The sequence below is a fragment of the Kitasatospora sp. NPDC057015 genome (genome assembly GCF_042673745.1).
In the GTDB taxonomy this organism is placed as follows: Bacteria; Actinomycetota; Actinomycetes; order Streptomycetales; family Streptomycetaceae; genus Kitasatospora.
Genome location: NZ_JBHUSG010000003.1, coordinates 1 through 25805, shown reverse-complemented (window position 1 = coordinate 25805; position 25805 = coordinate 1). Strand labels below are relative to the sequence as shown.

The window sequence follows — 25805 nt, the reverse complement described above, 5'->3', positions numbered from 1 at the left end:
GGCCGGGCAGATCTGTCCCGGGGTCGACCGCCCCGGGCCCACGGGGAGATCGACGAGGGAGCATGTGATGCGGCGGACGGACGCGGGAACGCGGGGGCGGCGGTTCGCCGCGGCACTGCTGGCTGCGGGCGTGGTGGTGGGCCTGGTGGCGACTCCGGCCGCCGCGGTCGACTCGATCCGGGACCAGCAGTGGCACCTGGACGCGATGAAGGCCCCCGAGATCTGGCAGACCAGCAAGGGGGCGGGTGTCACCGTCGCGGTCATCGACAGCGGCTTCAAACTGGACCACCCCGACCTGGCGGGGCAGTTCCTGCCGGGCAAGGACTTCAGCGGCCTTCCGGGCGGGGTCGGTGACGACAAGGAAGGCCACGGGACCGGTATCGCCGGCATCATCGCCGGAACGGGCAAGGGCCTGGGGGGGAAGGGCGCATTCGGGCTGGCCCCGGCTGTCAAGATCCTCCCCCTGAAGATCCAGAACGCTGGAAACTCGGGTTCGCGGGTCACCAGCGCGGAGTTCCTGAAGGAGATTGACCAGGCCATCGTCTATGCAGCGGACCAAGGGGCCAAGGTCATCAATATTTCTCAGGCCGGCTCGGCGTCCAGTTTCTCCGCTGCTGACATCAACGACCTCAAGGCAGCCGTGGCCCACGCCAGCTCCAAGGGATCGCTGGTCATCGCCGGTGCAGGGAACAGCGCCAAGGACGGAAACCCCGTCATGTATCCGGCTGCACTGCCCACGGTCGTCGCCGCAGCCGCGACCGACCGCAACGGAGTCGTGACCGACGAGTCCGAGCGCGGTAGCCAGATCGACCTCGCCGCACCGGGCATGGACATCTACCGCCCCTGCACCGGCCCCTCCGGCTACTGCAAGTCGCACGGCACCTCCGACGCCACCGCCATCGTCTCCGCCTCCGCCGCGCTGCTCTGGTCGGTCCACCCGGACTGGAGCCCGAACCAGATCCTGCGGGTCCTGATCAACACCGCCGGCAAGCCGCAGGACGGCTCGGCCCGTACCGACCTGATCGGCTACGGCACCGTCCGGCCCCGGATCGCGCTGACCACCCCGGGGGATCCGGGCCCTGCCAACGTGAGCCCGTTGATCGGCCAGATGGAGGGCGAGGCCACCCCGGCCCCGTCGGCCACCGCGCCCGCGTCCGGCCAGGCGACCGCCGCTCCCGGCTCCCCGGCGGCATCCGCGCCCGGCGAGGGCAGTGAGCCGGTCGACCTCCCGGTCACCGGGCAGGCGGCCGACAGCGGCTCCGGCAGCCTGCCGCTGGTCATCGGCGGTTCGGCGGCCGCCCTGGCGGTGATCGCCGTCGTGGTGGTGCTGCTGATGCGCCGTCGGCGTTCCGCCTCGGCCCCCTCCGCCTCCGTTCCCACGTCTCCCCTCGCGCCCGTCGGCGCCCCGTACGGCGGGCAGTTGCCGCCGCAGGGCGGCCCGGGTGCTCCGGTGGTCCCGTACGGCCAGGCTGCGCCGCCGCAGTACAGCCCGCCGGCCGGCCCGCCGCAGTACGGCACCCCGCCTCCGCCCCCGCCGCAGTACGGGCCGCCGGCCGACCCGCCGGCGCACAACCCGTACGCCCAGTAGCCCGGTGGCGGCCGGGCGCCGGCCGAATGGGTGACCAGGACCGACAGCGCGCAGGTCGCGCTGTCGGTCCTCGCCGTTAGCCTCCCGGCATGGACGACATCCGATCGCTGCCCGCCCGCCCGACCGGGGAGTGGCGCCGCCACCGCGCGGCCGAGGCCGCCGGGCTGGCCGCCGGCACCCTCGATCCGGCGGACGCCTACGCGGAGCAGCTCTTCCCCGACTCGATGCTGGCCGCCACCGACACCGTGCTGGCCGCCTACGAGGTGCAGGTCGCGGCGGCGGGGCCGGGCGGGACGGACGAGCAGCTCTTCGCGGCGGTCGAGGCAACCGTCCGGGCGCTCAACGACGTCAACGAGGCGCACGACGGGGCCGCCTACGAAACGGACGAGCGGGAGCTGCTCTGCGAGTACCTCGACGCCGTGCTGGTCGCGGCCGGGGTGGACGTCGGGGCGCTGGCGGCCCGCAGGGGGCTCGGGCGGCACGAGATCACCGACACCTGGCGCGACTGGTAGCCGGCCCCGCACGCCACCCCCACACGCCACCCCCACACGCCGCCCCCGCACGTCGGCCCCGCTGTCCGTCCGGGCGGGCCGCTGGCACTACGCTGGTCGGCGGACAGATTGGGTCACGGCCCGTCAGGCATGCCCGGAGCCGGTCCGGTTTCCAGGGGGTCACCGGCTCCCAGGGGTCACGATCCCCACGGGACCCACGATCCCCACGGGACCCACGGACCCACGGGAACGGCCGGCGGCGCGTGGCCCGGGCGCGGCCGCCGCACGCCGCGACGGCCCGTCGCGACGAGGGAGAAGCCCGCATGACCGGCCCGACCACGCCCCGCCACCAGCCGCACCCGCATCTCGGCGGCCGGGCCGAGGCCCTGCGCGCACTGGCCGGCTGGCACGCGGGCGGCCCGGCGGAGCCCAAGGTCCTGCTGCTGACCGGGGACCCGGGCAGCGGCCGGTCCCGGTTGGTCGCCGGCTTCCTGATGCTGTGCGACCCGGTCTTCCGCCGACGGATCGACCTCGCCGTGCTGGACCCCGCCACCGTGCCGCCCGCCACCGGCCCCGGCCCGCTCGTCTTCGGCGCCGCCGGACTCACCCCGGACCAGCTGCTGCTGCGCCTGGCCGACGTGCTGGCTCCCGGGGCCCGGCTGACCGCCGAGGTCTACGAGCAGTTGGCCGGCCTGGACGAGGAGGATCCGGTCACCATCGTGGTGCCGGACGTCGACCGGGTCGGGGTGCTGCGGGTGCGCGACGAGGCCTTCCGGGCGACCCGGGCCGTGCTCAGCCCGCTGGCGCAGTCCCCGGGGGTGCGGCTGCTCGCCGACCTCCCCCGTGCGCAGGCGCTCTGGCTCGCCGACCAGCTCCCGCCGGAGCAGGTACGGGTGATCGACCTGGACGACGCGCCCTGGGCCGACCTCCCGGGCCTGGCCCTGCAGGCCGCCCACACCCTCGGCGGCGGCCTCCCGTTCGCACCGTCCGTGGGGGACGTCGAACAGCTCGCCCGGGCCCTCGCCGGTACGGCGCGCAACGCCCTGGTGGTGCGGCTGGCCGCCTCGTCCCTGCGGGCCACCCCGGAGGCCGGCCCGCCCAAGCTCCCCGCGAGCGTCGGCGAGGCCCTGGACCTGCACGCCGACCGGTGCGGCGCCGACGAGCTGACGCTCCGGCGCCTGCTGACCCCGCTCGCGCTGGCCCGGGAGGGGGCCGTCCTGCCGTTGCCGCTCTGGGCGCGGCTCGCCTCCGCGGTGGCCGGCCGCGACCTCTCGCGCGCCCTGCTGGAGGGGCAGACCCTGCTGGCGCCGTTCTTCGAGCTCGTCGAGCCGGGCCAGCCCGGCCGGACGGAGCCGGACGACGGGCAGCCGGCCGTCCGGCTGGTGCACCCCGCGGTCGGCGCCGAACTGCGCGAACGCCTCGGCACCGCGGCGCTGGAGGCTCACCGGCGGATCACCGCGACCCTGCTGGAGGACGTGCCCGCCGGCGGCCCCGAACGCTGGGCGGCCACCGCCCCCTACCTCCGCGAGCAGCTGACCGCGCACGCCCTGGAGGCCGGCCGGCTGCCCGAGCTGCTGGCCGACCCCGGATTCCTCGTGCACACCCCGCAGGTGCTGCTGCGCGCCGCCGTGGAACACCTCGCCCGCGCCGGCGCGGACCTGCCGCCGGTGGCACGGACCTGGCTGCGGCTGGCCCCGCAGTTCACCCGCACCGAACTCGGCGCGGCGCAGCGGGCGGGCCTGCTGGACCACGCCTGCCACCAGGACGGCCTGCCCGGCCTGGACTTCGGCCCCGGCCTGCCCTGGCGCACGCTCTGGTGGCGGCCGCTGCCCGAGATCACGGCCGTCACCGCCGCGTACGGCCCGGACGGCGCGCCGGCCGTGCTGGCCGCCCTGCCGACGCCGGAGGGCAGCACCCTGGTCGGCTTCGACGCGGCGACGGGTACGCCGCTCCCGCAGGCCGAGCGGCTGGCGATCCCGGGTGAGGAGCAGCGGTCCGCCGCCCGGTACGCGATCAGCTCCGGCGGCGACCAGGTCCGGGTCTGGGGCCGCTCCGCGCAGGAGCCGGTGACCTCCGTCCTGCTCCCGCCCGGAAGCCTGGTCGCGGTGGACATCACCCCGGACGGGATCCTCCTGCTGGCCGACCCCCTGGGTGTGGCCGCGCTGCGGGTGACGGCGGGCGAGGGACGCACCGGCCACTGAGCCGCGCGCCCCCGCCCCCCGCGCGCCCCCGCCCCGCGCGCGCCCCCGGCCCGCGCACCGTCCCGGCAGGCCCCCGGCAGGTGGACGCCGGCACGCGGACACCGCCGGCGCGGAGGCGGCGACCGCGAGGCCGGCGGCGACCCCGCGCGGCCCTGACACCGGCCCCGAACCCACGTCCCACCGACGCCGACAGCAGCCCCCGCGGCGGTCGTCCGGCCGGTCGCGCGGCGGGCGCGCGACCGGCCCGCGACCGGCCGGACGACCGGCCGAGCCGACTCCGGGCATCGATTTCACAATCCGGCCGACGACCCTGTACTGTCTTCCTTGTTCGACCGGTTCGCCCCTATAGCTCAGTCGGTAGAGCGTCTCCATGGTAAGGAGAAGGTCTGCGGTTCGATTCCGCATGGGGGCTCCACGAAGAAGGACTCTCGCCAACGGCGAGGGTCCTTCTTGGCGTTCCGGGCACTACGGTGGAGCCCCGGCGCGGTGCGCCCTGGCGGATCGCGTACGGAATGCGCTCTGATGGTGCGTCATGCGCGGCCCGTGGCCGGCCCGGGGCGGACGCTGCCGGACGACCCGACAGGCCGCCCGGGCACCGCCGGATGGACTGGGAGGGCGCCGTGGGCGTTCGGCTCGTGGTGGTCGACGACCACCGGCTGCTGGCAGAGGCACTGGCCGCCGCCCTGCAGCAGCGCGGACACCGGCTGCTCGCGGTCGGATCGCCGTCCGGCGCCGCCTACGACCTGGTCGTCGGGCGCCGGCCCGAGGTCTGCCTGCTGGGCATCGCCGGACCGGGTGAACCCGGCGCGTTCGACGTGCTCCGGCGGATCCGCCGGGAGCGCCCCGAGATCGCCGTCGTCGTCCTCGGCCCGCTCGGCGAACTGCGCGGCGTGGCCGCGGCCTTCGCCGCCGGCGCGGCCGGCTACGTGCGCAGCGACGAACGGATCGACGTGGTCGAACGGGCGGTGGCCCGGGTGCGCGGGGGAGAGGCCGCGGTGACCGCGGACCTGCTCCGCGGAGCCTTCGACCAGCTGCTGCGCCCGGTCGTGGAGCCGGACGACGAGGCCCTGCGACTGCTGCGCTCGCTGACCCGCCGTGAGATCCAGGTGCTGGTGCGGATCGCGGAGGGGGAGGACACCCAGGCGATCGCCGAGGGCATGGGCATCGCCGCCAGCACCGCGCGGACCCACGTCCAGCGGGTGCTGACGAAGCTCGGCGCGCGCACCCGGCTGGAGGCGGCGGCGGTGGCCTCCCGCACCGGGCTGCTGGACCGGATGGCCCGCGGCTGAGGGCCGCCGCCCCGGCGGCCCCCGACCGGGCCCGTGCTCCCGGATCCGTCGTCGGGCGGATCCGGATGTTGTCTTCTGGGTATTAATGTTTCATTATGTTTGATAGGTGAGGTCGCCCACGCACCGCGGAGGCAACCGAAGCCGTTCCGGATCCGTCGTACGGTAGGGCCCAAGTTCCTCGCCGGGCACACCCCGGCGCGCAAACGTTCATCAACGATCCGGCAGACCGATGGGGGTGCCGGATCGCCTGCGGGAGGTCGCAACATGAGCAAGTACCTGGTCACCGGTGGCGCCGGCTACGTGGGCGGCGTGGTCGCCGCCCACCTGCTGGAGGCGGGACACGCGGTCACCGTCCTGGACGACCTCTCCACCGGCTTCCGCGAGGGAGTGCCGGCCGGCGCCGAGTTCGTCCGGGCCCGGATCCAGGACGCCGCCGAGGTCCTCGACTCCTCCTACGACGGCGTCCTGCACTTCGCCGCCTCCTCGCAGGTCGGCGAGTCCGTGCAGGACCCGGAGAAGTACTGGCGCAACAACGTCGCCGGCTCCCTGGAGCTCGTCGCCGCCATGCGCAAGGCCGGCGTGCGCAAGCTCGTCTTCTCCTCCACCGCCGCCGTCTACGGCGAGCCGGAGAGCGTCCCGATCGCCGAGACCGCCCGCACCTCCCCCACCAACACCTACGGCGCCACCAAGCTCGCCGTCGACCACCTCATCACCAGCGAGGCCGTCGCCCACGGCCTCGCCGCCGTCAGCCTGCGCTACTTCAACGTGGCCGGCGCGTACGGCGCCCACGGCGAGCGGCACGACCCCGAGTCCCACCTGATCCCGCTGGTCTTCCAGGCCGCACTCGGACAGCGCCCGCACATCGCCGTCTACGGGGACGACTACCCCACCGAGGACGGCACCTGCATCCGCGACTACATCCACGTCGCCGACCTCGCCGAGGCCCACCTGCTCGCACTCGACGCCGCCAAGTCCGGCGAGCACCTGATCTGCAACCTGGGCAACGGCAGCGGCTTCTCCGTCCGCGAGGTCATCGAGTCCGTCCGCCGGGTCACCGGCCGCGAGATCCCGGTCGTCACCTCCGAGCGCCGCCCCGGCGACCCGGCCGTGCTGGTCGCCTCCGCCGGACGGGCCCACGAGGCGCTCGGCTGGACCCCGCGCCGCCCCTCCCTCGACGAGATCGTCGCCGACGCCTGGCGCTTCACCCTCGACCGGGCCGCCGGAGCGCACGCCGGCTGACCCACCCCCGGCCGGCCCCCTCCAGGCCGGCCCACCCACCACGACGCCTCGCACCGGGGCCCGGACGTCCCCCGTCCGGGCCCCGACCAGGTGCCCAATCGGCCGTCTTCCGGCGAAACTTCACCAAACCCCCACCGGGCGGCCCCCTGCCCCGTACGCTGAATCCCGCTACCGGGCGGGGGCAGCGCCCTGCCAGGGGGGAGGGACGATGGGGCGGATTCGCGTCCTGGTGGTCGACGACCACCGGATCTTCGCCGAAGCACTGGCGGCGGCCCTGGCCGTCGAGAGCGACATCGAGGTCGGCGCCGCCGGAAGCGCGGGTGCCGCCGAACGAGCCCTGGAACGCGCCGCCCGCGAAGGCCGCGCCTTCGACGTCGTCCTCATCGACGCCGACCTCGGCACCGCGACGACGCCGGGCGCCCCCACCCGCCCCCACCGGCCCGCCCCCGAACCACCCGCCGCGCCCCACCCCCACACCGCGACCGCGGTACCCCAGCCACGCCGTGCGCCGGCCGCCGGACCCGCCGCCACCCCGCCCCGCGGCACCACCCCCGGCACCCCGCCCAACCCCGTCCGGCCCGCTGAAACACCGTCACCGCCCGCACCGAACCCGTCGACCCCACCGACCCCACCCGCCGCGGAGCCACCCCACCGCCCCCACGCGAGTGGCGGCACACCCCCCGACGGCATCACCCTGCTCGCCCGGGTCCGCCGCAACCACCCGGGCCTGCGCGCCATCGTCCTCGCCGAAACCGACGACCCCCGCCGCGCCGCCCGGGCCCTGCACGCCGGAGCCTGCGGCTGGGTCGCCAAGGACAGCTCGCTCGCCCGCCTCACCGCCGTCGTGCGCGGCGCCCTGCGCGACGAGACGCACCTCCCGCCCGCGCTGCTCACCGGCGTGATCAGGGAGCTCACCACCGCCCGCCGGGACCGCACCGAGAGCGAACGCCTGGTCGACGGCCTCACGCCCCGCGAGAAGCAGATCCTGCGCTGCATGGTCGCCGGGCTCGGCCGGCAGGCCGTCGCGGAACGCCTCTACCTGTCCCCGCACACCGTCCGCACCCACATGCAGAACGTGCTCGGCAAGCTGGGCGTCCACTCCACCCTCGCCGCGGTCGCGGTCGCCCGCCGGGCCGGCGTCAGCCCCTCCGATCCGGGCGCCCAGCCGGCCCCGGCGGCCGTCGCCTCGACGGCCGCGCCGGGCGTCGACTGAAGTCACCCCCGCCGCGTGCCCGGCGGGTCGGTGGCGGGGTGGCTCCGGCCCTAGCCGGGGACGTTGTCGAACGGCGCGACCAGCTGGCGCAGCAGCCCGGCCAGCTCGCCCTGCTGGCCGGCGGTGAGCTCCGCGAGCAGGGCCCGCTCGTGCGCGAGCAGCCCGGCCAGCGCCTGGTCGGCGCGGTCGCGGCCGTCGTCGGTGAGGCGGACCAGTACGCCGCGGCGGTCGTCCGGGTCGGGGAGGCGCTTGACCAGGCCCTTGCCGGTGAGGCGGTCGATCCGGTTGGTCATCGTCCCGGAGGTCACCAGTGTCTGGGTGAGCAGCTGTCCGGGGGAGAGCTGATACGGGGATCCGGCCCGCCGAAGGGCCGTCAGGACGTCGAACTCCCAGGGCTCCAGACCGTGCTCGGCGAACGCGGTACGGCGGGCGCGGTCCAGGTGCCGGGCGAGCCGGCTGACGCGGCTGAGCACCTCAAGCGGTTCCACGTCGAGGTCGGGGCGCTCTCGGCGCCATGCTGCGACCAGGCGGTCGACCTCGTCCTCCATGACGATCAGTGTATCGGGGGTTGTGTCGATGTGAAGTCTCTTGACGTCGAGAAATGTTAAGCGCATGCTGCAGATGGATATCTTGATGTCGAGATACTTGCGAGGCCCGCCATGACCACCACCCCCTGGGACCCGGCACAGTACCTACGCTTCGCCGACGAACGAACCAGGCCCCTGCACGACCTCCTCCACCGCGTCCCCGACCTCCCCGAACCGCACACCCCCACCATCCTCGACATCGGCTGCGGCCCGGGAAACTCCACCGCCGCCCTGCGCCGCCACTGGCCGCACGCCCACCTCACCGGCATCGACAACTCCCCCGACATGCTCGCCACCGCCCGCACCCACGGCGAACCCCACGCCCACTACCTCCACGCCGACGCCCGCACCTACGACCCCACCCCCCACCACCCCCACCTCATCGTCAGCAACGCCACCCTCCAGTGGCTGAACCCCGACCCCCACCCGGACGAACGACCCCGGGGCCACCTCACCCTGCTCCGCACCTGGACCGCCGCCCTCCGACCCGGCGGCACCCTCGCCTTCCAGGTCCCCGGCAACTTCGACGCCCCCAGCCACACCCTGCTCGCCGAACTGCGCCACAGCCCCCGCTGGCGCCACGCCCTCGGCCACGACGCCACCCGCGCCGGCGTCCACACCCCCGCCCGGTACCTGGACACCCTCACCGACGCCCACTGCACCGCCGACGTCTGGGAAACCACCTACAGCACCCTGCTCACCGGCCCCGACCCCGTCCTCGAATGGGTCAAGGGCACCGCCCTGCGCCCCGTCCTCGGCCGGCTCACCGACCCCGCCGACCAGACGGCCTTCCTCGCCGAGTACGGCGCACTCCTGCGCGAGGCGTACCCGCCGGGACCCCACGGCACCGTCTTCCCGTTCCGCCGGATCTTCGCCGTCGCCGTCCGGCACTGACCGCTCTGGCTACCCCCGCCGACCCCGCCGACCCCGGCCTGAGCGCCGGAGCGGCCCGGGCCCCCGCACGGACTCAGGCCTTGCGGTCCCCCACCAGCTTCGGGTGCCGCTCCATGCCCTCCAGGCCGTGCCAGGCCAGATTCACCAGGTGCGCCGCCACCTCGGCCTTCCCCGGCTTGCGCACCTCCAGCCACCACTGCCCCGTCAGCGCCACCATCCCCACCAGCATCTGCGAGTACATCGGCGCCAGCCGCGCGTCGAAACCCCGGGCCTTGAACTCCAGGCCCAGGATGTCCTCCACCTGCGTCGCGATGTCACTGATCAACGACGCGAACGTCCCCGTCGACTGCGCCACCGGCGAGTCCCGCACCAGGATCTTGAAGCCGTCGGTGGACGTGTCGATGTAGTCCATCAACGCGAACGCCGCCTGCTCCAGCAACTCCCGCGAGTGCCCCCCGGTGAGCGCCCCCGTCACCATGTCCAACAGGAGCTGCATCTCGCGGTCGACCACCACCGCGTACAGCCCCTCCTTGCCCCCGAAGTGCTCGTACACCACCGGCTTGGACACCCCGGCCCGCTCGGCGATCTCCTCCACCGACGTCCCGTCGTACCCCCGCTCCGCGAACACCGAACGACCGATGTCCAGCAACTGCTCACGGCGCTGCTTGCCGGTCATCCGGACCCGGCCGCCGCGCGGCCGGGCCGCCGGGGCAGCGGTGCGCCGGCCGGTCGAGGCACCCGTCGCGGCCCCCGTCCGCGAGGTCCGCCGGCCGTCTGCGCTGTCTCCGTTGCTCCCGTTCACCCCTACATCATGCTGCAGTCGACGGGTCATGCGGCGCGGCGGGCGGCGATCCGCTCCGCGTCCGGCCAGCGGACGTCCCGCGCCCAGCCGGCCTTCTCGAACCACCGGATCAGCCGGGCGGACGAGTCGATCTGCCCGCGCAGCACCCCGTGCCGGGCCGAGGTCGGGTCCGCGTGGTGCAGGTTGTGCCAGGACTCCCCGCAGGACAGCACCGCCAGCCACCAGACGTTGCCCGAGCGGTCGCGCGACTTGAACGGCCGGTTCCCGATCGCGTGGCAGATCGAGTTGATCGACCACGTCACGTGGTGCAGCAGCGCGACCCGCACCAGCGAGCCCCAGAAGAACGCCGTCAGCGCCCCCTGCCAGGACATCGTGACCAGCCCGCCCACCAGCGGCGGCAGCAGCATCGAGATCAGCGTCCAGAGCCAGAACAGCCGCGAGATCGCCCTTATGGCCGGGTCGGCGATGAGGTCCGGCGCGTACTTCTGCTGCGGGGTCTGCTCCTCGTCGAAGAGCCAGCCCATGTGCGCCCACCACAGGCCCTTCAGCAGGGCCGGGACGCTCTCGCCGTAGCGCCACGGCGAGTGCGGGTCACCCTCCTTGTCGCTGTAGCGGTGGTGCTTGCGGTGGTCGGCCACCCACCGCACCAGCGGCCCCTCGATCGCCAGGCTGCCGGCCACCGCCAGGGTCAGTCGCAGCGCGCGGTTCGCCTTGAAGGCGCCGTGGGTGAAGTAGCGGTGGAACCCGATGGTGATCCCGTGGCACGCCACGAAGTACATGACGGTCGCGATCGTGAGGTCGAGCCAGCCGAGCCCCCGGCCCCAGGCCACCGGCACGGCGGCGAGCAGGGCCAGGAACGGCACGCCGATGAACAGCGCGAGCGTGATCCGCTCGGCGGGCCCCTGCTTCTCACCGCCGCGGGTGGCGGAGACCAGCTGCTGGGGCGACGGGTGGGGCGGCGAAGTGCGTTCCTGGCCTGCCTGGACAGTCATGGGGCATCCCTAGAGGGAGGGGGAGGGGAGCCTACGAAGGCGTAACCTACGGCATCGTAGGTTGAGTGGCACCCCCAAGGGAAGTGCGCCGCGAGTGATCCCAACAGGGCTTTAGCGTTTTCACCCGAACGGATGGTCGACCCCGAAACCCGCCAGTAGCCCCGCCCGGCGTCGCCAGACTCCCCGGTATGAGAGCCAAGACCGAACAACGCGAAACCGCCCGCCGCCTGCGCGGTGAAGGCCGGACGTACGACGAGATCCAGGCTGCGCTGGGGGTCTCGAAGAGCTCGATATCGCTGTGGGTGCGGGACGTTCCGGTGCCGAACGCGGACAGGGTACGTCGGGACCGCCTGCGCCGTGCGGCCGAGACCCGCTGGGGGCCGGTCCGAGCCCAGCGGGACGAGGAACGCAGGGCGACCAAGGCAGCTGCCGCGGCAGAGATCGGGCCGTTGAGCGATCGCGATCTCTTCCTGGTCGGCATTGCCCTCTACTGGGCGGAGGGGAGCAAGGACAAGCCCTACGACCGTCGGGAGAGCGCCGCCTTCATCAACAGTGATCCCGACGTGGTGTCGGTGTACCTGCGCTGGCTGCGGCTGCTCGGGTTCGGCGAGGAGCGGTGGCGGCTGCGAGTGTCGATCCACGAGAGCGCTGACGTCGCAGCGGCTGAGCGGTTCTGGGCGGGATTGGCCGAGGTGCCGGTGGAGCGGCTCAGTCGCTCCACACTCAAGCGCCACAACCCCACGACGGTCCGCAAGAACGTCGGTGACAGTTACCGCGGGTGCCTCGTCGTCAGCGTGCTCGACAGTGCCGACCTCTACCGCAGGATCGAGGGGTGGTGGTCCCGCATAGTGGTGGAGACGGCGCGGCGAAAGCCGTAGGGTGTGCTTGCCATCCCCGGTTGCTCTGCTGGCATGGGCGCCCAGACTTTGAATCTGGTGGTCGTAGGTTCGATTCCTGCCCGGGGAGCCCTACCCCCCTTCGCGTGTGCTTCGCGAGCAGGTCGTTTCCGCCCCCCGGTTATCCTCGTAGCGCCGAGGCACGGACGTGCGGATTCTCTGAGCCTCAGGCTGTTCCGCCCTCCCTGCGAACCGACCGAGGAGCCTCCAGCGTGAGTGCCAATTCCCCTGCCGCTGTCATCGTGCTCGCCGCCGGTGGCGGGACGAGGATGAAGTCGAACAGCCTGCCGAAGGTGTTGCACGAGGTGTGCGGCCGTTCGCTGGTGGGCCACGCGGTGGCTGCCGCGCAGGAGTTGGCTCCGGAGCAGCTCGTCGTCGTGGTGGGGCACATGCGCGAGAAGGTGGAGGCGCACCTGGCGGCCGAGTACCCGGCGGCGCGGTCGGTGCTGCAGGCGGAGCAGAAGGGCACCGGGCACGCGGTGCGGACGGCGCTGGAGGTGTTGGCGGAGTCGGGCGTGCAGTTGGACGGCACCGTGGTGGTGACGACCGGGGACGCTCCGCTGCTGACGGGTGCGACGCTGTCGGCGCTGGTGGGGGCGCACGAGGAGCAGGGCAACGGGGTGACGGTGCTGACCGCGGTGGTGCCGGACGCGTTCGGTTACGGGCGGATCCTGCGTGACGACGCGGACGGTGCGGTGGCGTCGATCGTCGAGGAGAAGGACGCGACGGACGACCAGCGGGCGATCGCGGAGATCAACTCGGGGGTGTACGCGTTCGACGCGAAGCTGCTGGCGGATGCGCTGGGCCGGGTGACCACGGACAACGTGCAGGGTGAGGAGTACCTCACGGACACCCTGGAGATCCTGCGGACGGGCGGTCACCGGGTGGGCGCGGTGGTGGCGGGTGACTTCCGGGACATCCTGGGGATCAACGACCGGGTGCAGCTGGCGCAGGCGCGCCGGCTGTTGAACGACCGGTTGGTGGAGCGGGCGATGCGGGCGGGTGTGACGGTGGTGGATCCGGCGTCGACCTGGTTGGACGTGCAGGTGTCGTACGAGCCGGACGCGGTGGTGCTGCCGAACACGCAGTTGCAGGGTTCGACGCATCTGGGCGAGGGCTGTGAGGTGGGTCCGAACTCGACGCTGCGGGACACCCGGGTGGGTGCGGGGGCGCATGTGAGCAACACCACGGCGGATCGTGCGGAGGTGGGCGAGCTGGCTTCGGTGGGTCCGTACGCGTACCTGCGTCCGGGAGCGCGGCTCGGTCGGAAGGCGAAGGCCGGGACGTACGTGGAGATCAAGAACTCGGAGCTGGGCGAGGGTGCGAAGGTGCCGCACCTGTCGTACATCGGGGATGCCACGATCGGTGAGGGGACGAACGTCGGGGCGGCGTCGGTGACGGTGAACTACGACGGTGTGAACAAGCACCGGACGGTCATCGGGGCCCACTGCCGTACGGGTTCGGACAACATGTTCATCGCACCGGTGACGATCGGGGACGGCGCGTACACGGCGGCGGGGTCGGTCATCACGGGTGATGTGCCGGCGGGTGCGCTGGGTGTGAGCCGGGCGCAGCAGCGGAACATCGAGGGGTGGGTTGCGCGTAAGCGCCCCGGGACGTCGTCGGCGGAGGCGGCTGCTGCTGCGGGTGCTGGTGCGGACGGGGCGGCGGGGGCCTGAGGGGGTTGGTCGGGGGGTCCGAGGGCTGGTCCGGAGCGGACGCTTGTCGCTCGGGCGCGTAACCTGGAGGACATACGTGCGCCATTGGGCTTTGGGCCTGTGCTGGGGCGTACCGCCAATCCCCGACCTCCATCGCTTCAGGCGGCTGCCTGCCCGCGGTGTGGCGGGTTCATGTGCGTAAGCAACACGAGGAGACGGTGCAGTGAGCGGGATCACGACGTCGGGTGAGAAGAAGCTGAAGCTCTTCTCCGGCCGTGCCCACCCTGAGCTGGCGAGGGAGGTGGCCGCGGCGCTGGGCACCGAGCTCGTCCCGACCAAGGCGCTGGACTTCGCCAATGGTGAGATCTACGTTCGATTCCTGGATTCGGCGCGTGGTGCGGACTGCTTCGTGATGCAGAGCCACACGGCTCCCATCAATCAGTGGATCATGGAGCAGTTGATCATGATCGATGCGCTGAAGCGGGCTTCGGCGCGCAGCATCACCGCGATCCTGCCGTTCTACGGGTACGCCCGGCAGGACAAGAAGCACCTCGGTCGGGAGCCGATCTCGGCCCGTCTGGTGGCGGACCTGCTGGCGGCCGCGGGTGCGGACCGGATCATGGCGGTGGATCTGCACACGGCGCAGATCCAGGGCTTCTTCTCGGGGCCGGTGGACCACCTGTTCGCGCTGCCGCTGCTGGCGGACTACGTGGGCGAGAAGGTGGACCGCTCCAAGCTGACCATCGTGTCGCCGGACGCGGGCCGGGTGAAGGTGGCGGACCAGTGGTCGGACCGTCTGGGTGCGCCGCTGGCGATCATCCACAAGCGTCGTGACATGACGCAGGCGAACACGATCCTGTCGGCCGAGGTCGTCGGCGACGTCAAGGGCCGGGTCTGCGTCCTGGTGGACGACATGATCGACACGGCGGGCACGATCTGTGCCGCGGCGGACGCGCTGTTCGAGAACGGTGCGGCGGACGTGATCGTGGCGGCGACGCACGGCGTGCTGTCCGGTCCGGCGGCGGACCGGCTGAAGAACTCGCGGGTGAGCGAGTTCGTGTTCACGAACACGCTGCCCACGCCGGGCGAGATCCAGCTGGACAAGATCACCACGTTGTCGATCGCGCCGTCGATCGCGGCCGCGATCCGCGAGGTGTTCGAGGACGGTTCGGTGACGAGCCTCTTCGAGGGCGTGCACTGACGAAGTGTCCGGCAGCGGCCCCGATCCCCGGTGGATCGGGGCCGCTGCCGATTTCACGGTTGACGGCCGGTGCGGTTAGACTCGTGAGACTGCTCGGCGAGGGATGTCGTGTGCCCGTTCCACGGGTGTGCGCTCCGTGATCGACGCGCTGCTCAGGCCGGTTCCGCCGGTTCCTGGCAGAGGTCGTAGGCCGCCGAGTGACCCCCAATCGTACTTGTGGGTGTGGTCCCGGCGGTTTTTTCGCGTTGCCTGCACCCCCGCGCCAGTTATTTCACGAGGAGTGCAGTCGTGTCCGAGATCCGCCTTGACGCTGAGACCCGTACCGAGTTCGGCAAGGGTGCCGCCCGTCGTGCCCGTCGCGCCGGTTTCGTCCCCGGTGTCGTCTACGGCCACGGCCACGCCCCGGTGCACCTGAACCTGCCGGGCCACGCGCTGATGATGGCGCTCAAGACCCCGAACGCCCTGCTGGTCGTGCCGATCGAGGGCAAGGACGAGTTCGTCCTCCCGAAGGCCGTGCAGCGTGAGGCCATCAAGCGCACCATCGAGCACGTCGACCTGCTGCTCGTGAAGCGCGGCGAGAAGGTCACCGTCGAGATCCCGGTCATCGCCGAGGGCGAGCTGGCCCCCGGTGGCAACCTGCTCGAGCACGTCCTGAACTCGCTGCCGGTCGAGGCCGAGGCCACCCACCTGCCCGAGTCCGTGACCGTCTCGGTCGAGGGCCTGGAGGCCGGCGCCTCGATCACCGCCGGTGAGATCACCCTGCCGAAGGGCACCACGCTGGCCGTCGAGGCCGACACCGTCGTCCTGCAGGTCATCGGCGCCCAGGCCTCGCAGGCCGACGCCGACGCCGAGGCCGCCGAGGCCGCTGCCGAGGCCTGAGCCCCGCGCACTGCTTGAGTAGCCCGCTGCCCCGGCCCCTCCCCCTTCGGAGGGCCGGGGCAGCGGTGTGTCCGGGATGATGTGCGGGACGGCACGTTGAGGAGCGGTTGATGAGCGACGACGAGTACACAGGGCCCTGGCTGGTGGCCGGCCTGGGCAATCCGGGGGAGGGCTACGCCCGCAACCGGCACAACATCGGGTTCATGGTGGCGGACCTGCTGGCGCAGCGGATGGGCGCGAAGTTCAAGGCGCACAAGAGCCGCGCGCAGGTCGCCGAGGGGCGGTTGGCGGGGCAGCGCGTGGTGCTGGCGAAGCCGATGACGTTCATGAACCTCTCGGGTGGTCCGGTGGCGGGTCTGCGGGACTTCTACAAGGCGCCGACCTCCGCCCTCGTGGCGGTCCACGACGAGCTGGACATCGACTACGCGACCCTGCGGCTGAAGCTCGGCGGCGGCGACAACGGGCACAACGGCCTGAAGTCCATCACCAAGGCGCTGGGTCCCGGGTACTACCGGGTGCGGTGCGGGGTGGGCCGGCCGCCGGGGCGGATGGAGGTGGCGGACTTCGTGCTGAAGGACTTCTCCGCGGCGGAGCGCAAGGAGCTGGACTGGTTCGTGGACCGGGCCGCCGACGCGGTGGAGGCGTTGCTCTCGGAGGGCCTGGAGCGGGCCCAGGGGACGTACAACACCTGATTCGCCGCCCGCCGGTCCACTGCCGTCCGCCTGCCGGCTGACCGGTGGTCAGAAGTGCCCGTGGGCCGTCCCACCTGGCCCTGGCCCGTCCCGAGGTGGTTCCGGGAAGGCCGGTACGGCACGGTGCGCCCCGTACGCAACGGTGTTACAACGCTTGCCCGTCGTCGTCTGATCCGGCGTGAGATGCGCCCGGCCGATCGGATACGGTCGGTCGGGTACGCGATGGGGTCTGGGGAGTGCTCGATGCGGAGAATGCAGCGCGTGCGACGGTTGCGTCGCGCGCGGGTGGTGAGGCTGGCGCGGTTCGGCCGGCGGGTGGGTGCGGCCGGTGCGCTGGGCGCGGCGGGAGTGCTGCTGTCGATGGCGACCCCGGCCCATGCGGAGGGCGCCGAGCCCGGGACGGGTGTGGCCTCCTCCCCGGCGCCGGCCTCGGCCGAGTTCGCGCCGGTGCTGAGTGATTCGGTCGGCGGGGACGCGGGGCTGGTCGCGGTCGGCGGCGGCCTGGTGGTGGTGGCCGGCGGTGCGGCGCTGTGGTTGAAGCGGCGCCGTTCCGGGGTGCTGGACCAGCACTGAGGCCCGGCCGCGGGGCGGCCGGCGGGGGGATGACGTTCGGCGGTGGGGCCGGCTCCGGGTGACCGGGGCCGGCCCCGTGCTGCTTCCCGGGCGCGGCGGGGGCGAGCGGGCGGGGCATGCCGGGGTACTCCGGGCAGCACGGCGCCCGCCGGCGGTGGCCGGCGGGCGCGGTGTCGGTGCTGGTGCTGGTGCCGGTGATCAGCCGGTGTTGCGCAGGCCGGCGGCGATGCCGTTGACGGTCAGCAGCAGCGCGCGGGCGCGCAGCGGGTCCTCCGGGCGGCCCTGGGCGACCAGCTCGCGCTGGCGGCGCAGCAGCGCGACCTGGAGGTAGGAGATCGGGTCGAGGTAGGCGTCGCGGACGGCGAAGGTCTGCTTCAGCACCTCGTTGTGCTCCAGGAGTTCGCTCTCGCCGGTGAGGCGGAGCACCTCCTTGAGGGTGAGCTCGTGCTCGGCGACGATCTGGTCGAAGACGTGGTGCAGGTCGGCGGGGACGAGCTGTTCGACGTAGTGGCGGGCGATCCGCAGGTCGGTCTTGGCCAGCGTCATGGCGACGTTGGACAGGAAGTTCTGGAAGAAGTGCCACTGGCCGTGCATCTCGTCCAGGACGTCGCCGAGGCCGGCCGCGCGGGCGGCGGCGAGGCCGGAGCCGACGCCGTACCAGCCGGGGACGATCTGGCGGGACTGGGTCCAGCCGAAGACCCAGGGGATGGCGCGCAGGCCGTCGAGGCCGGCGCCGGAGTCGGGCCGGCGGGAGGGGCGGGAGCCGAGGTGGAGCGAGGCGAGCTGGTCGACGGGGGTGGCCGCGAAGAAGTACTTCGGGAGGTCCTCCTGCTCGACGAGGGCGCGGTAGGCGGTGTGGGCGGCTTCGGAGACCTGGTCCATCGCGGCGTCCCAGCGGGCCAGTTCCTCGGGGGCCTGCCGGGGGGCGGTGTGCAGGGCGGAGGCGGCGAGCGTGGCGGAGATGGTGAGTTCGAGGTTCTCGCGGGCCAGGGACGGCAGCAGGTACTTGTCGGAGATCACCTCGCCCTGCTCGGTGACCTTGATCTCGCCCTCCAGGGTGCCCCACGGCTGGGCGAGGATCGCCTCGTGCGAGGGGCCGCCGCCGCGGCCGACGGTGCCGCCGCGGCCGTGGAAGAGGCGCAGCCGGATGCCGTAGCGGTGGGCGACGTCGCGCAGGCGGCGCTGGGCGCGGTGGATCTCCCACTGGGAGGTGGTGATGCCGCCGAACTTGGAGGAGTCGGAGTAGCCGAGCATGACCTCCTGGATGTCGCCGCGCAGGGAGACGAGCAGCCGGTAGGAGGGGTCGGAGAGCATCTCGTCCAGGATGCGGTCGGCTTCCTGGAGTTCGTCGGTGGTCTCCAGCAGCGGGACGATGCCGATCTTGGCGATGCCGGCGTGCAGGTCGATCAGGCCGGCCTCGCGGGCGAGGACGGTGGCGGCGAAGACGTCGTCGGCGCCCTGGCACATGGAGATGATGTAGCTCTCGACGATCTCGTCGCCGAAGCGCTCGAAGCCCTCGCGGATGGTGTTGAAGACGCCGAGGGTCTTGGTGCCCGCGGCGTCGAGGGGTGCGGGGGTGGGGGCGAGCGGGCGGCGGGAGCGGAGCTCCTTGGCGAGGAGCTTCTGGCGGTACTCGCGGGGCATGTCGGCGTAGCGCCAGGCCTCCTCGCCGAGCCGGTCGAAGAGCTGGCCGAGGGTGTGGTGGTGGGCTTCGGCGTGCTCGCGGACGTCCATGGTGGCGAGCTGGAGGCCGAAGGCCTCGATGGTGCGGATGGCGCGGGCGAGCCGGCCGTCGGCGATGAGCTGCCCGCGGTGGCTGCGCAGCGAGTCCTGGATCAGCTTGAGGTCGGCGATCAGGTCGCGGGTGCCGCGGTAGTCGCGGCCCTCGACGTGCGGGGTGCCGTGGGCGAGGCGCTCGCGGGTGTTCTCCAGCTTGAGCCGTACGCAGGTGGCCTTGAGGCGGTAGGGCTCCTCGGCGTTCATCCGCTTGTAGCGCGGGCTGAGTTCGGGGAGGACGTGCAGGTCGTTGTTGAGCGAGGCGAGGAGTTCGACGGAGGCGCCGGCGAGCCGCTCGGAGGTGGAGAGCGAGTTGCGCAGGTCGTCGACGGCGGCGAGGGCGTCCTTGATGCCGTACTCGTGCTGCAGGTTGAGGACGTCCCAGGTGACCTGCGGGGTGACGTTGGGGTTGCCGTCGCGGTCGCCGCCGATCCAGGTGCCGAAGGTGAGCGGCCGGACGCCCTCGGGGAGGGTGAGGCCGACTCTGGCGAGCTCCTCGTGGAGCTCCTCCAGGACCTCGGGGACGGCGTCGCGGTAGAGCTCGTCCAGGTAGTAGACGGCGTTGCGGGCCTCGTCGGTCGGCTCGGGGCGGGCGATGCGCAGTTCGTCGGTCTGCCAGAGCAGGTCGATGACCTCGGCGAGGCGGCGGTCGGCCTGGCGCTTGGCCGAGGAGTGCCGGGCGGGGTCGGTGGTGGAGAGGCCGGAGGCGACGTGCTCGCGGTGGACGCGCTCCAGCAGCTCGCCGATCCGGCGGAGCTTGTTGAGGACGCTGCGTCGGGCGGCCTCGGTGGGGTGCGCGGTGAAGACCGGGCGGACGGCCAGGTGGGCGAGGGTGTCCTCGAGGTGCTTGGGGTCGGCCTCGGCGAGCTGGTCGGCGGTCTGCGCGAGCAGCGAGCCCTCGCGGGCGCGGCGGGTGGCGAACTCGCGGCCGCGGTGCACCTGCTCGGTGACGTTGGCGAGGTGGAAGTAGGTGGAGAAGGCGCGGACGAGCTTGCCCGCTGTCTCCAGGTCGATGTCGGAGAGGAGCTCGGCGGTCGCCTCGCCGTCGGTGCGGCTGAGCAGGCGGACCTGCTCGACCAGGCCCAGCAGCTGCGGGCCCTCCTGACGGACGAGCGTCTCGCCCAGCAGGTCGCCGAGGCGGCGGATGTCCGCGCGCAGGGCGGCGTTGTCTGCGATCGGACCTGCGGCGGCGTTGGGACTGTCCGCCGGGGTGGGGACCGGAGCGGTCACGGCTGGCTCCCTGTGGTGGTGGGGTTCGGCAACGGCTCTTGTCACCTGGGTGACGGTGACGCGTGCGGACCGCGCTGTCCGACGCGACCAGCATAGGTGTGTGGGTGGCCCGCGTCCGAGAGGTGGCCGGATCGCGGACACGTTCGGACGCCGTGGCCTGTCGGGGGCGGGCCCCTCCGAAGAGGTCTGGACCACTTGTGGTGCCGGTGGGGCGGTGCGGCGCGCCGCGGGAGCGGGGCGGGAGAGACGTGGGAGGGGCGTGGGGCGGGGGACGGGATCCCGCCAGCGCCTAGGCTGTCGGCTATGAGTAACCCGCCTGGGGAGGGCGCGCCGCCGGTTCGGCCGCTGTGGTGGTGGAAGCGGCGCCGTAGCGCGCTTCTGGATGTCGGTCTGGCCGCTTTCGCCGCGCTGGAGTGCGGGATCGGGGCCTACGAGTTCGTCGGGGGACGACTGGGAGCGGGGTTGCCGCTCGCGGTGGCCGCGGGGGTGGTCGGGGTGCTGGCGGGGGCCACGCTGGTGGTGCGCCGGCGGTGGCCGGCGGTTCCGGTGCTGGTCGCGCTGGTGTTCCTGCCGGGCCTGTTCGGGGTGGTCCTGCTGGCGGTGTCGCTGTACACGCTGGCGGCGACCTGGGAGTGGCCCTCGCGGCGCCGGCGGGTGGTGGCCCTGTCGGGGCTGGCGCTCGCCGAGTCGGTCGGGATGGTGCTGACCGCGATGCTCGCGCCGGGGGCCTCGACGCACGTGGTGATGGAGGGCGGTCCGCCGCTGTGGGGGCTGGTGCTGCTGGCGGTGCTGGCCGGCGTCGCGCTGACGGTCCCTCCGGTGGTCACCGGGCTGTACGTGGGTGCCAAGCGGCGGCTGGTGGAGTCGTTGAAGGACCGCGCGCACGGGCTGGAGACGGAGCTGGACCTGCTGGCCGAGCAGGCGCAGGAGCGGGCCCGCCGGGCCCGGCTGGAGGAGCGGACCCGGATCGCCCGGGAGATGCACGACGTGGTGGCGCACCGGGTGTCGCTGATGGTGGTGCACGCCGGCGCGGTGGAGCGGATCGTCGCCAAGGACCCGCAGAAGGCGGCGCAGAGCGCCAAGCTGGTGGCGGAGGTCGGGCGGCAGGCGCTGGACGAGCTGCGGGAGATCCTCGGGGTGCTGCGGATGGCCGCGGAGCCGGCGGACCAGGCTCAGGGGCCGGACGTGCTGGCCGGCCTGCCGGGGCTGGTCGAGCAGTCGAAGGCGGCGGGGATGGCCGTCACCTTCACCGTGAGCGGGCCGCGCCGGCCGTTCAGCGCCGACGCGGAGCGGACGGCCTTCCGGGTGGTGCAGGAGGGGCTGACCAACGCGCACAAGCACGCCGGCGGGGCGCTGGTGGCGGTCCTGCTGGCGTACGTGCCGAACGGCGTGCGGGTGGCGGTGGTGAACGGTTGTCCGGCTTCGGCGGGGGAGCGGGTCGGGCTGCCGAGCGGGGGCAACGGGCTGGTCGGGATGCGCGAGCGGGTGGTGGCGCTGGGGGGCACCTTCACGGCGGGGCCGGAGCGGGACGGCGGGTTCCGGGTGGAGGCGGTGCTGCCCTCGCGGCTGGCGCTGCAGGAGGAGCGGCTGCTCGGCTGAGCCGGGAGCCGGGAGCCGGGAGACGTCCACCGCGGACGCCCCGCGGACATCCGGCGGGGCGCCCGCGGGGACGGGGACCGGGTCAGTCGGGCCGCGGGTCGGCTGCGGTGCGCAGCCGCTGGGGGAGGGTGCCGAGCAGCAGGGCGGCGACCGCCTGGTCGACGCCGTCGCCGAGGTACCACTCGCCGGTGTGGTCCAGGCTGTAGACCCGGCCCGCCTCGTCGATGGCGAGCAGCGCCCGGCCGTACATCTCCTCGCCGAGCGGGGCGAGCTTGGTGTCCAGGGCGCGGCCGAGGTCGGCCAGGGTGCGCGGCTGGTGCAGTCCGCAGAGCGGGTCGAGCAGGAACGGGGTGCGGGCGAGGTCGCGGCCGGCGCCGGCCGGTTCGAAGGCGAGGCCGCCGAACTCGGCCCAGGCCTCCACGGCGGCGGGGAAGACCGAGTGCCGCACGCCGTGGGCGTCGCCCGGTGCGCCGTACCCGGCGAGGGCGTCGGCCCATTCCTCGGCCTGCTGGATCTGCCAGCGGCCCGGGTGCCAGCCGGCCTGCTTGAGGGCGGCGGCGACGTCGGCGGGGAACCGCGGTCGCAGCCGGGTGGTGGTCGGGCTGAGCGGGTTCAGGGTGTGCTCCGGCGGTCGGGGACAGGTGGGTGTGCGGTGGTGCGGCGGCCGGTCAGCGGCCGGGCGGTCCGACGGCGACGCTCTGGACGCCGAGGTGCTCCAGCAGCGGTTCGCAGGAGCGGCAGGGCGGTGCGTGGGTGCCGTGCGCGGGGTCGTTCTCCTCGCGGATCCGGACGGTGGTGAGCCGGGCGCCCTTGAGGGACTTGCGGGCCTCGCCCAGGCCCAGCGGCTTGCGGGCGGCGCGCTTGGAGCGGCCGGTGTCCACCGCGACCAGGTGTTGGGAGAGCAGCAGTGCCTCGGGGCACAGGCCGGTGAACCGTTCCAGTTGCTCGACCGGCAGGGCGTCCAGGAAGTCGCCGATCAGGGGGTGCAGGTCGGGGCGCTGCTCGGCCTTGTCGCCGGCCAGGGTGAGCACCTCGCCGCCGCGCAGGGAGAGGGCGGCCGCCAACGCGGGCAGCAGGCTGTCGCGGAGGTGGCGCAGCAGGGGGGCGCCGGCCGGGGTGGTCTCCTCGACGACGGTCATGCGGCCTCCTCGTTCTGCGCGGTTCCGGTGCTGCGCCCGGGCGGGCCCGGGGCGGGGTGCCCGCGGGGTCTTGGCCCGCCGCCGGTCGGTCGCCGGCCGGGCCTGCGGCGGTCCGTCGGGACGGGCTGCCGGAACGGTCTGTGATCTACCGGTGGGTAGCGCCGTGGTGTGGGCTGATGGCGGGTCGGACCGGCTCCGGTCCAGGCCCAAGCCTGTCAAACGCCACTGTTAGTCGGGCACCCGGGGTGTTGGGCCGGGGAGAGAATGATGGGGCATCCGGGGTGCCGAGTGTGGGAGGCGGCGCCGGTGGGTCGGCGGCGCCGGCCGGATCTGCACGCGGCCGTCACGAATCGTCCGCCGCGTCTGCGGATCCCCGCGCCCCGCTGCCGGCTTGATCCGGATCCCCGTGCCCCGCTGCCCGCGGGTCGTGCGGAGGGCCGCGACCGCTCTCGTCCGGACGGCCGTCGCACGTGCCCGGCGCGGGCTGCGGGCGGACGGGCCGGGGTGCCGCGCGGCGGGTGTCCGGGCGGTCCGGGCGAACCTCCAGGCGGGGCGACCGGGCCCGGGCCCGACCCCCTACCCTGGTGTCCAGCAATCGGCTTCAGTAGGTGGGGGCTCCCAGATGACGACAGGTCGGCCCGGCACCGCCGCCGCGCCCAACGGGGCGTACGCGGGTCAGGTGGTGCAGTTCCCGGACCCGGTACGGGCGCAGAGGCATCCGGCCGGGGTGCGGGTGGACGAGTTCGGCTACCCGGACTTCAGCGCGTACGCCGCGGCCGCCGCCGAGGTCGCCGACCCGCCGGAGGGCTTCGGCGTCGACGAGTTGAGGCTGACCGACTTCGTCTCGGCGAACGCCGCGCTGTTCACCCAGGGCCATGAGCTCTGGGCGGACCTGGAGACGGCCGTCGCCACCCCGCCCGGTTGGACCTGGCACCACGCCGTCGGCCGGGCGGCTCCCGGCTGGCGCCGGATGGAGCTCGTCCCGGTCGAGGTGAAGGCGCTGCTGCGTCACCACGGCGGCCTGGCCCGCTCCTCGGCGGACCACGGGCGGCGGGGCACCCGTCCGCTCCAGGAGCGGCGGCCGGTGCACTTCTCGCTGGCCAGGGACGGCGGGGACCCGCTCAGCGTCTCCGAGGACCTCGTCCAGCGGGCCGAGGAGCGGCTCGGCCACCGGCTGCCCGGCGCCTACCGGGCGTTCCTCAAGGTGGCGGGCGGTCGGACCCCGGTGGGTGTCGCCCTCGACACCGAGTACGGACTGCTGCTCGACCAGCCGTTCCTGACGCTCAGCGAGGAGTACGGCGTCGACGACCTCGTCTACGCCAACAAGTGCCTGCGCGACCACCTGACCAAGGACTACCTCGGCATCGCCTACGCCCAGGGCGGCATCCTGGCGCTCAAGGTGCGCGGCGAGGGCGTCGGTTCGGTCTGGGCCTGCCTGTACGACGACGCCCGGGACACCGGCGGGCCGGAGGCCGCCGAGGACCGGGTGGCGCGGCTGCTGCTGCCCTGCGGGGACGACTTCGACGCGTTCCTGCTGCGGCTGGCCGGCAGCCCGCCGGAGCTGGAGACGGTGGCGGAGCTGATGGTGGACGGCGGGTTCGCCCGGGCCGTCCCGGTGCGCTGAGATGCGCGGCGGGCGGCGGGTCGGGCAGCGGACGGATGTTGAGCGGACAGGGGTGAACCGGGCGTGGTGACGTACGCGCAGGCGCAGGAAGTCGCGGACGACTGGATCAACGGCGGGGTGCCGCGGTCGCAGCAGCGCGAGGTACGGGTCCGGGAGTTCGACCTGGGGTTCGTGTGCTGGTCGGTGGATCCCGCCGAGGGCCCGGGGGCCGACGGCGGCGAGGTGCGCCTGGTGATCGCCCGTGACACCGGGGCGAGCACCCTGTGGCCGGCCCTGCCGGTGAACGAGGTCGTCCGGCAGTACGAGGAGGTGTACGGGCGGCCGGTGGTGGCCAACCCGGCGGGTGCGGCCCGGCCGGCTCCCGGCCCGGTCGAGGCGACGTCCTTCCTGCTCAGCCCCCCGCAGTGGCTGCAGGAGGCCGGTGCGGCGGCGATCGCCGCGGAGGCGGAGCGGCTCGGTGCGACGCCCGCGGCCCCGCAGCCCGCCGTCCCGCAGCCCGCGGCGCGGCAGCCCGTCCCGCAGCCCGCGCCGCCGGCCGCCGAGCCGGAGTTCTCCGGCGGGTACGGCCAGGGCGCCGGGCCGGCCGTCCTCAGCACGCCGCCCGCCTCCGACCGGCCGGCGGGGGACGCGCCGACCATGCTCGCCCCGCCCTCGGGCCGGGACGCGCCCGGGGCGCCCGCCGCGGGCGGGCCGGCCGGGGACGCCGCGGCCACCGTGCTGCTGCCCGAGGGCCTGCCGGGCGGGCCTCCGCCGCCGCCGGGCGCCACGCCGCCGTTCCCCGCCCCGCCGACCGCCGACGGCTACGCGCCGACCGTGCTCGCCCCGCCCGGCGCGATGCCCGGCCTGGCCGGCCTGCCCGGTGCACCCGGCACCCCGCCGCCGGTCGAGCACGCCGCCACCATGCTGGCGCCCCCGGACGGCCTGCCCGGCGCACCGGGCGTCCCGGCGCCGCCCGCAGGCGGCCCCGGCGTGGACCACGCGCCGACGATGCTGGCCTCGCCCGACGCGCTGCCGGGCCTGATGGGCCTGCCGGGCGCCCCGGCGCCCGACGCGCCGGCCCCGGGCGGCCTGGGCCGCTCCGGTTCGAGTGCTCCGCCGCCCCCGCCGCCCGCCGACCTGCGCGGTGGCGGCGCGCCCGCCCAGGGTGGGGGCGGACGCGGCGCGAGCGTTCCGCCGCCGCCCCCGCCGGGCGGGCTGCGGCAGGCTCCCGGCGCCGCTCCGGCCGCCGGCGGCGCTCTGGGC

General features: G+C 74.0%; 21 protein-coding genes, 2 tRNA genes and 1 pseudogene. 18 read left to right on the top strand and 6 right to left on the bottom strand.

Features of this window, described 5'->3' with window-relative positions; genetic code table 11:
• The first annotated feature begins 67 nt into the window (after positions 1-67).
• From mycP to ACFTWP_RS03400, 7 genes are all read left to right on the top strand, one after another.
• On the top strand, positions 68-1588 hold the full coding sequence (gene mycP / locus ACFTWP_RS03430; protein WP_380262200.1) for a type VII secretion-associated serine protease mycosin: 1521 nt from the start codon (positions 68-70) through the stop codon (positions 1586-1588).
• Between the two features lie 89 nt (positions 1589-1677).
• Positions 1678-2100, top strand: coding sequence for a hypothetical protein (locus ACFTWP_RS03425; protein ID WP_380262198.1), 423 nt, complete (start codon positions 1678-1680; stop codon positions 2098-2100).
• Positions 2101-2402: 302 nt separating this feature from the next.
• Entirely contained in the window at positions 2403-4280 is a 1878-nt protein-coding gene (locus ACFTWP_RS03420) for an ATP-binding protein (protein ID WP_380262196.1), read from the top strand.
• Between the two features lie 339 nt (positions 4281-4619).
• Positions 4620-4695 (top strand) — tRNA-Thr (locus tag ACFTWP_RS03415).
• 205 nt (positions 4696-4900) lie between these two features.
• The gene (locus tag ACFTWP_RS03410; protein ID WP_380262194.1) at positions 4901-5569 is read left to right on the top strand and encodes a helix-turn-helix transcriptional regulator; all 669 of its coding nucleotides are present in this window, start codon (positions 4901-4903) and stop codon (positions 5567-5569) included.
• 264 nt (positions 5570-5833) lie between these two features.
• Positions 5834-6808: a UDP-glucose 4-epimerase GalE gene (gene galE / locus ACFTWP_RS03405; RefSeq protein WP_380262192.1), complete on the top strand. Its 975-nt coding sequence runs from the start codon at positions 5834-5836 to the stop codon at positions 6806-6808.
• Positions 6809-7016: 208 nt separating this feature from the next.
• On the top strand, positions 7017-8021 hold the full coding sequence (locus tag ACFTWP_RS03400) for a LuxR C-terminal-related transcriptional regulator (RefSeq protein ID WP_380262190.1): 1005 nt from the start codon (positions 7017-7019) through the stop codon (positions 8019-8021).
• A 50-nt stretch (positions 8022-8071) separates the two neighbouring features.
• Here ACFTWP_RS03400 and ACFTWP_RS03395 read toward each other — a convergent pair whose 3' ends face one another.
• Entirely contained in the window at positions 8072-8569 is a 498-nt protein-coding gene (locus ACFTWP_RS03395) for a MarR family winged helix-turn-helix transcriptional regulator (RefSeq protein WP_380262188.1), read from the bottom strand.
• A gap of 111 nt (positions 8570-8680) precedes the next feature.
• On the opposite strand from ACFTWP_RS03395, the gene ACFTWP_RS03390 reads away from it, so the two are divergent.
• A complete protein-coding gene (locus ACFTWP_RS03390; protein ID WP_380262186.1) occupies positions 8681-9502 on the top strand; it encodes a methyltransferase domain-containing protein in 822 nt (273 codons plus the stop codon).
• Positions 9503-9575: 73 nt separating this feature from the next.
• On the opposite strand, the gene ACFTWP_RS03385 is transcribed toward ACFTWP_RS03390, so the two are convergent.
• On the bottom strand, positions 9576-10304 hold the full coding sequence (locus tag ACFTWP_RS03385) for a TetR family transcriptional regulator (protein ID WP_380262184.1): 729 nt from the start codon (positions 10302-10304) through the stop codon (positions 9576-9578).
• A gap of 26 nt (positions 10305-10330) precedes the next feature.
• Positions 10331-11296: an acyl-CoA desaturase gene (locus ACFTWP_RS03380; RefSeq protein WP_380262182.1), complete on the bottom strand. Its 966-nt coding sequence runs from the start codon at positions 11294-11296 to the stop codon at positions 10331-10333.
• 188 nt (positions 11297-11484) lie between these two features.
• Here ACFTWP_RS03380 and ACFTWP_RS03375 point away from each other — a divergent pair, with 188 nt between their 5' ends.
• The 7 genes from ACFTWP_RS03375 to ACFTWP_RS03345 all read left to right on the top strand — a co-directional run bounded on the left by ACFTWP_RS03375 (position 11485) and on the right by ACFTWP_RS03345 (position 17195).
• On the top strand, positions 11485-12174 hold the full coding sequence (locus ACFTWP_RS03375; protein ID WP_380262180.1) for a hypothetical protein: 690 nt from the start codon (positions 11485-11487) through the stop codon (positions 12172-12174).
• 13 nt (positions 12175-12187) lie between these two features.
• Positions 12188-12262 (top strand) — tRNA-Gln (locus tag ACFTWP_RS03370).
• A 142-nt stretch (positions 12263-12404) separates the two neighbouring features.
• Entirely contained in the window at positions 12405-13871 is a 1467-nt protein-coding gene (gene glmU, locus ACFTWP_RS03365; protein ID WP_380262178.1) for a bifunctional UDP-N-acetylglucosamine diphosphorylase/glucosamine-1-phosphate N-acetyltransferase GlmU, read from the top strand.
• Between the two features lie 202 nt (positions 13872-14073).
• Positions 14074-15051 carry a ribose-phosphate diphosphokinase gene (locus tag ACFTWP_RS03360; RefSeq protein WP_380262176.1) on the top strand — a complete coding sequence of 326 codons (978 nt, stop codon included), beginning with the start codon at positions 14074-14076 and terminating at the stop codon, positions 15049-15051.
• A gap of 288 nt (positions 15052-15339) precedes the next feature.
• Positions 15340-15930, top strand: coding sequence for a 50S ribosomal protein L25/general stress protein Ctc (locus tag ACFTWP_RS03355; protein WP_380262174.1), 591 nt, complete (start codon positions 15340-15342; stop codon positions 15928-15930).
• Between the two features lie 110 nt (positions 15931-16040).
• The gene (gene pth / locus ACFTWP_RS03350; protein WP_380262172.1) at positions 16041-16622 is read left to right on the top strand and encodes an aminoacyl-tRNA hydrolase; all 582 of its coding nucleotides are present in this window, start codon (positions 16041-16043) and stop codon (positions 16620-16622) included.
• Positions 16623-16883: 261 nt separating this feature from the next.
• Positions 16884-17195 carry a hypothetical protein gene (locus ACFTWP_RS03345; RefSeq protein WP_380262170.1) on the top strand — a complete coding sequence of 104 codons (312 nt, stop codon included), beginning with the start codon at positions 16884-16886 and terminating at the stop codon, positions 17193-17195.
• Positions 17196-17393: 198 nt separating this feature from the next.
• Here the strand turns inward: ACFTWP_RS03345 and ppc are convergent, their stop codons facing one another.
• A complete protein-coding gene (ppc, locus tag ACFTWP_RS03340) occupies positions 17394-20201 on the bottom strand; it encodes a phosphoenolpyruvate carboxylase (protein WP_380262168.1) in 2808 nt (935 codons plus the stop codon).
• A 303-nt stretch (positions 20202-20504) separates the two neighbouring features.
• On the opposite strand from ppc, the gene ACFTWP_RS03335 reads away from it, so the two are divergent.
• On the top strand, positions 20505-21800 hold the full coding sequence (locus ACFTWP_RS03335; RefSeq protein WP_380262166.1) for a sensor histidine kinase: 1296 nt from the start codon (positions 20505-20507) through the stop codon (positions 21798-21800).
• A gap of 82 nt (positions 21801-21882) precedes the next feature.
• Here the strand turns inward: ACFTWP_RS03335 and ACFTWP_RS03330 are convergent, their stop codons facing one another.
• Together ACFTWP_RS03330 and ACFTWP_RS03325 are read right to left on the bottom strand one after the other, a co-directional pair.
• Entirely contained in the window at positions 21883-22416 is a 534-nt protein-coding gene (locus ACFTWP_RS03330) for an SUKH-3 domain-containing protein (RefSeq protein WP_380262715.1), read from the bottom strand.
• Positions 22417-22468: 52 nt separating this feature from the next.
• Positions 22469-22939, bottom strand: coding sequence for a YwqJ-related putative deaminase (locus ACFTWP_RS03325; RefSeq protein ID WP_380262164.1), 471 nt, complete (start codon positions 22937-22939; stop codon positions 22469-22471).
• A gap of 622 nt (positions 22940-23561) precedes the next feature.
• Between ACFTWP_RS03325 and ACFTWP_RS03320 the strand changes: the two genes are divergently transcribed.
• Both ACFTWP_RS03320 and ACFTWP_RS03315 read left to right on the top strand, forming a co-directional pair.
• Positions 23562-24563: an SMI1/KNR4 family protein gene (locus ACFTWP_RS03320; protein WP_380262162.1), complete on the top strand. Its 1002-nt coding sequence runs from the start codon at positions 23562-23564 to the stop codon at positions 24561-24563.
• Between the two features lie 63 nt (positions 24564-24626).
• A pseudogene (locus ACFTWP_RS03315) lies at positions 24627-25805 on the top strand (hypothetical protein); the annotation flags it as partial.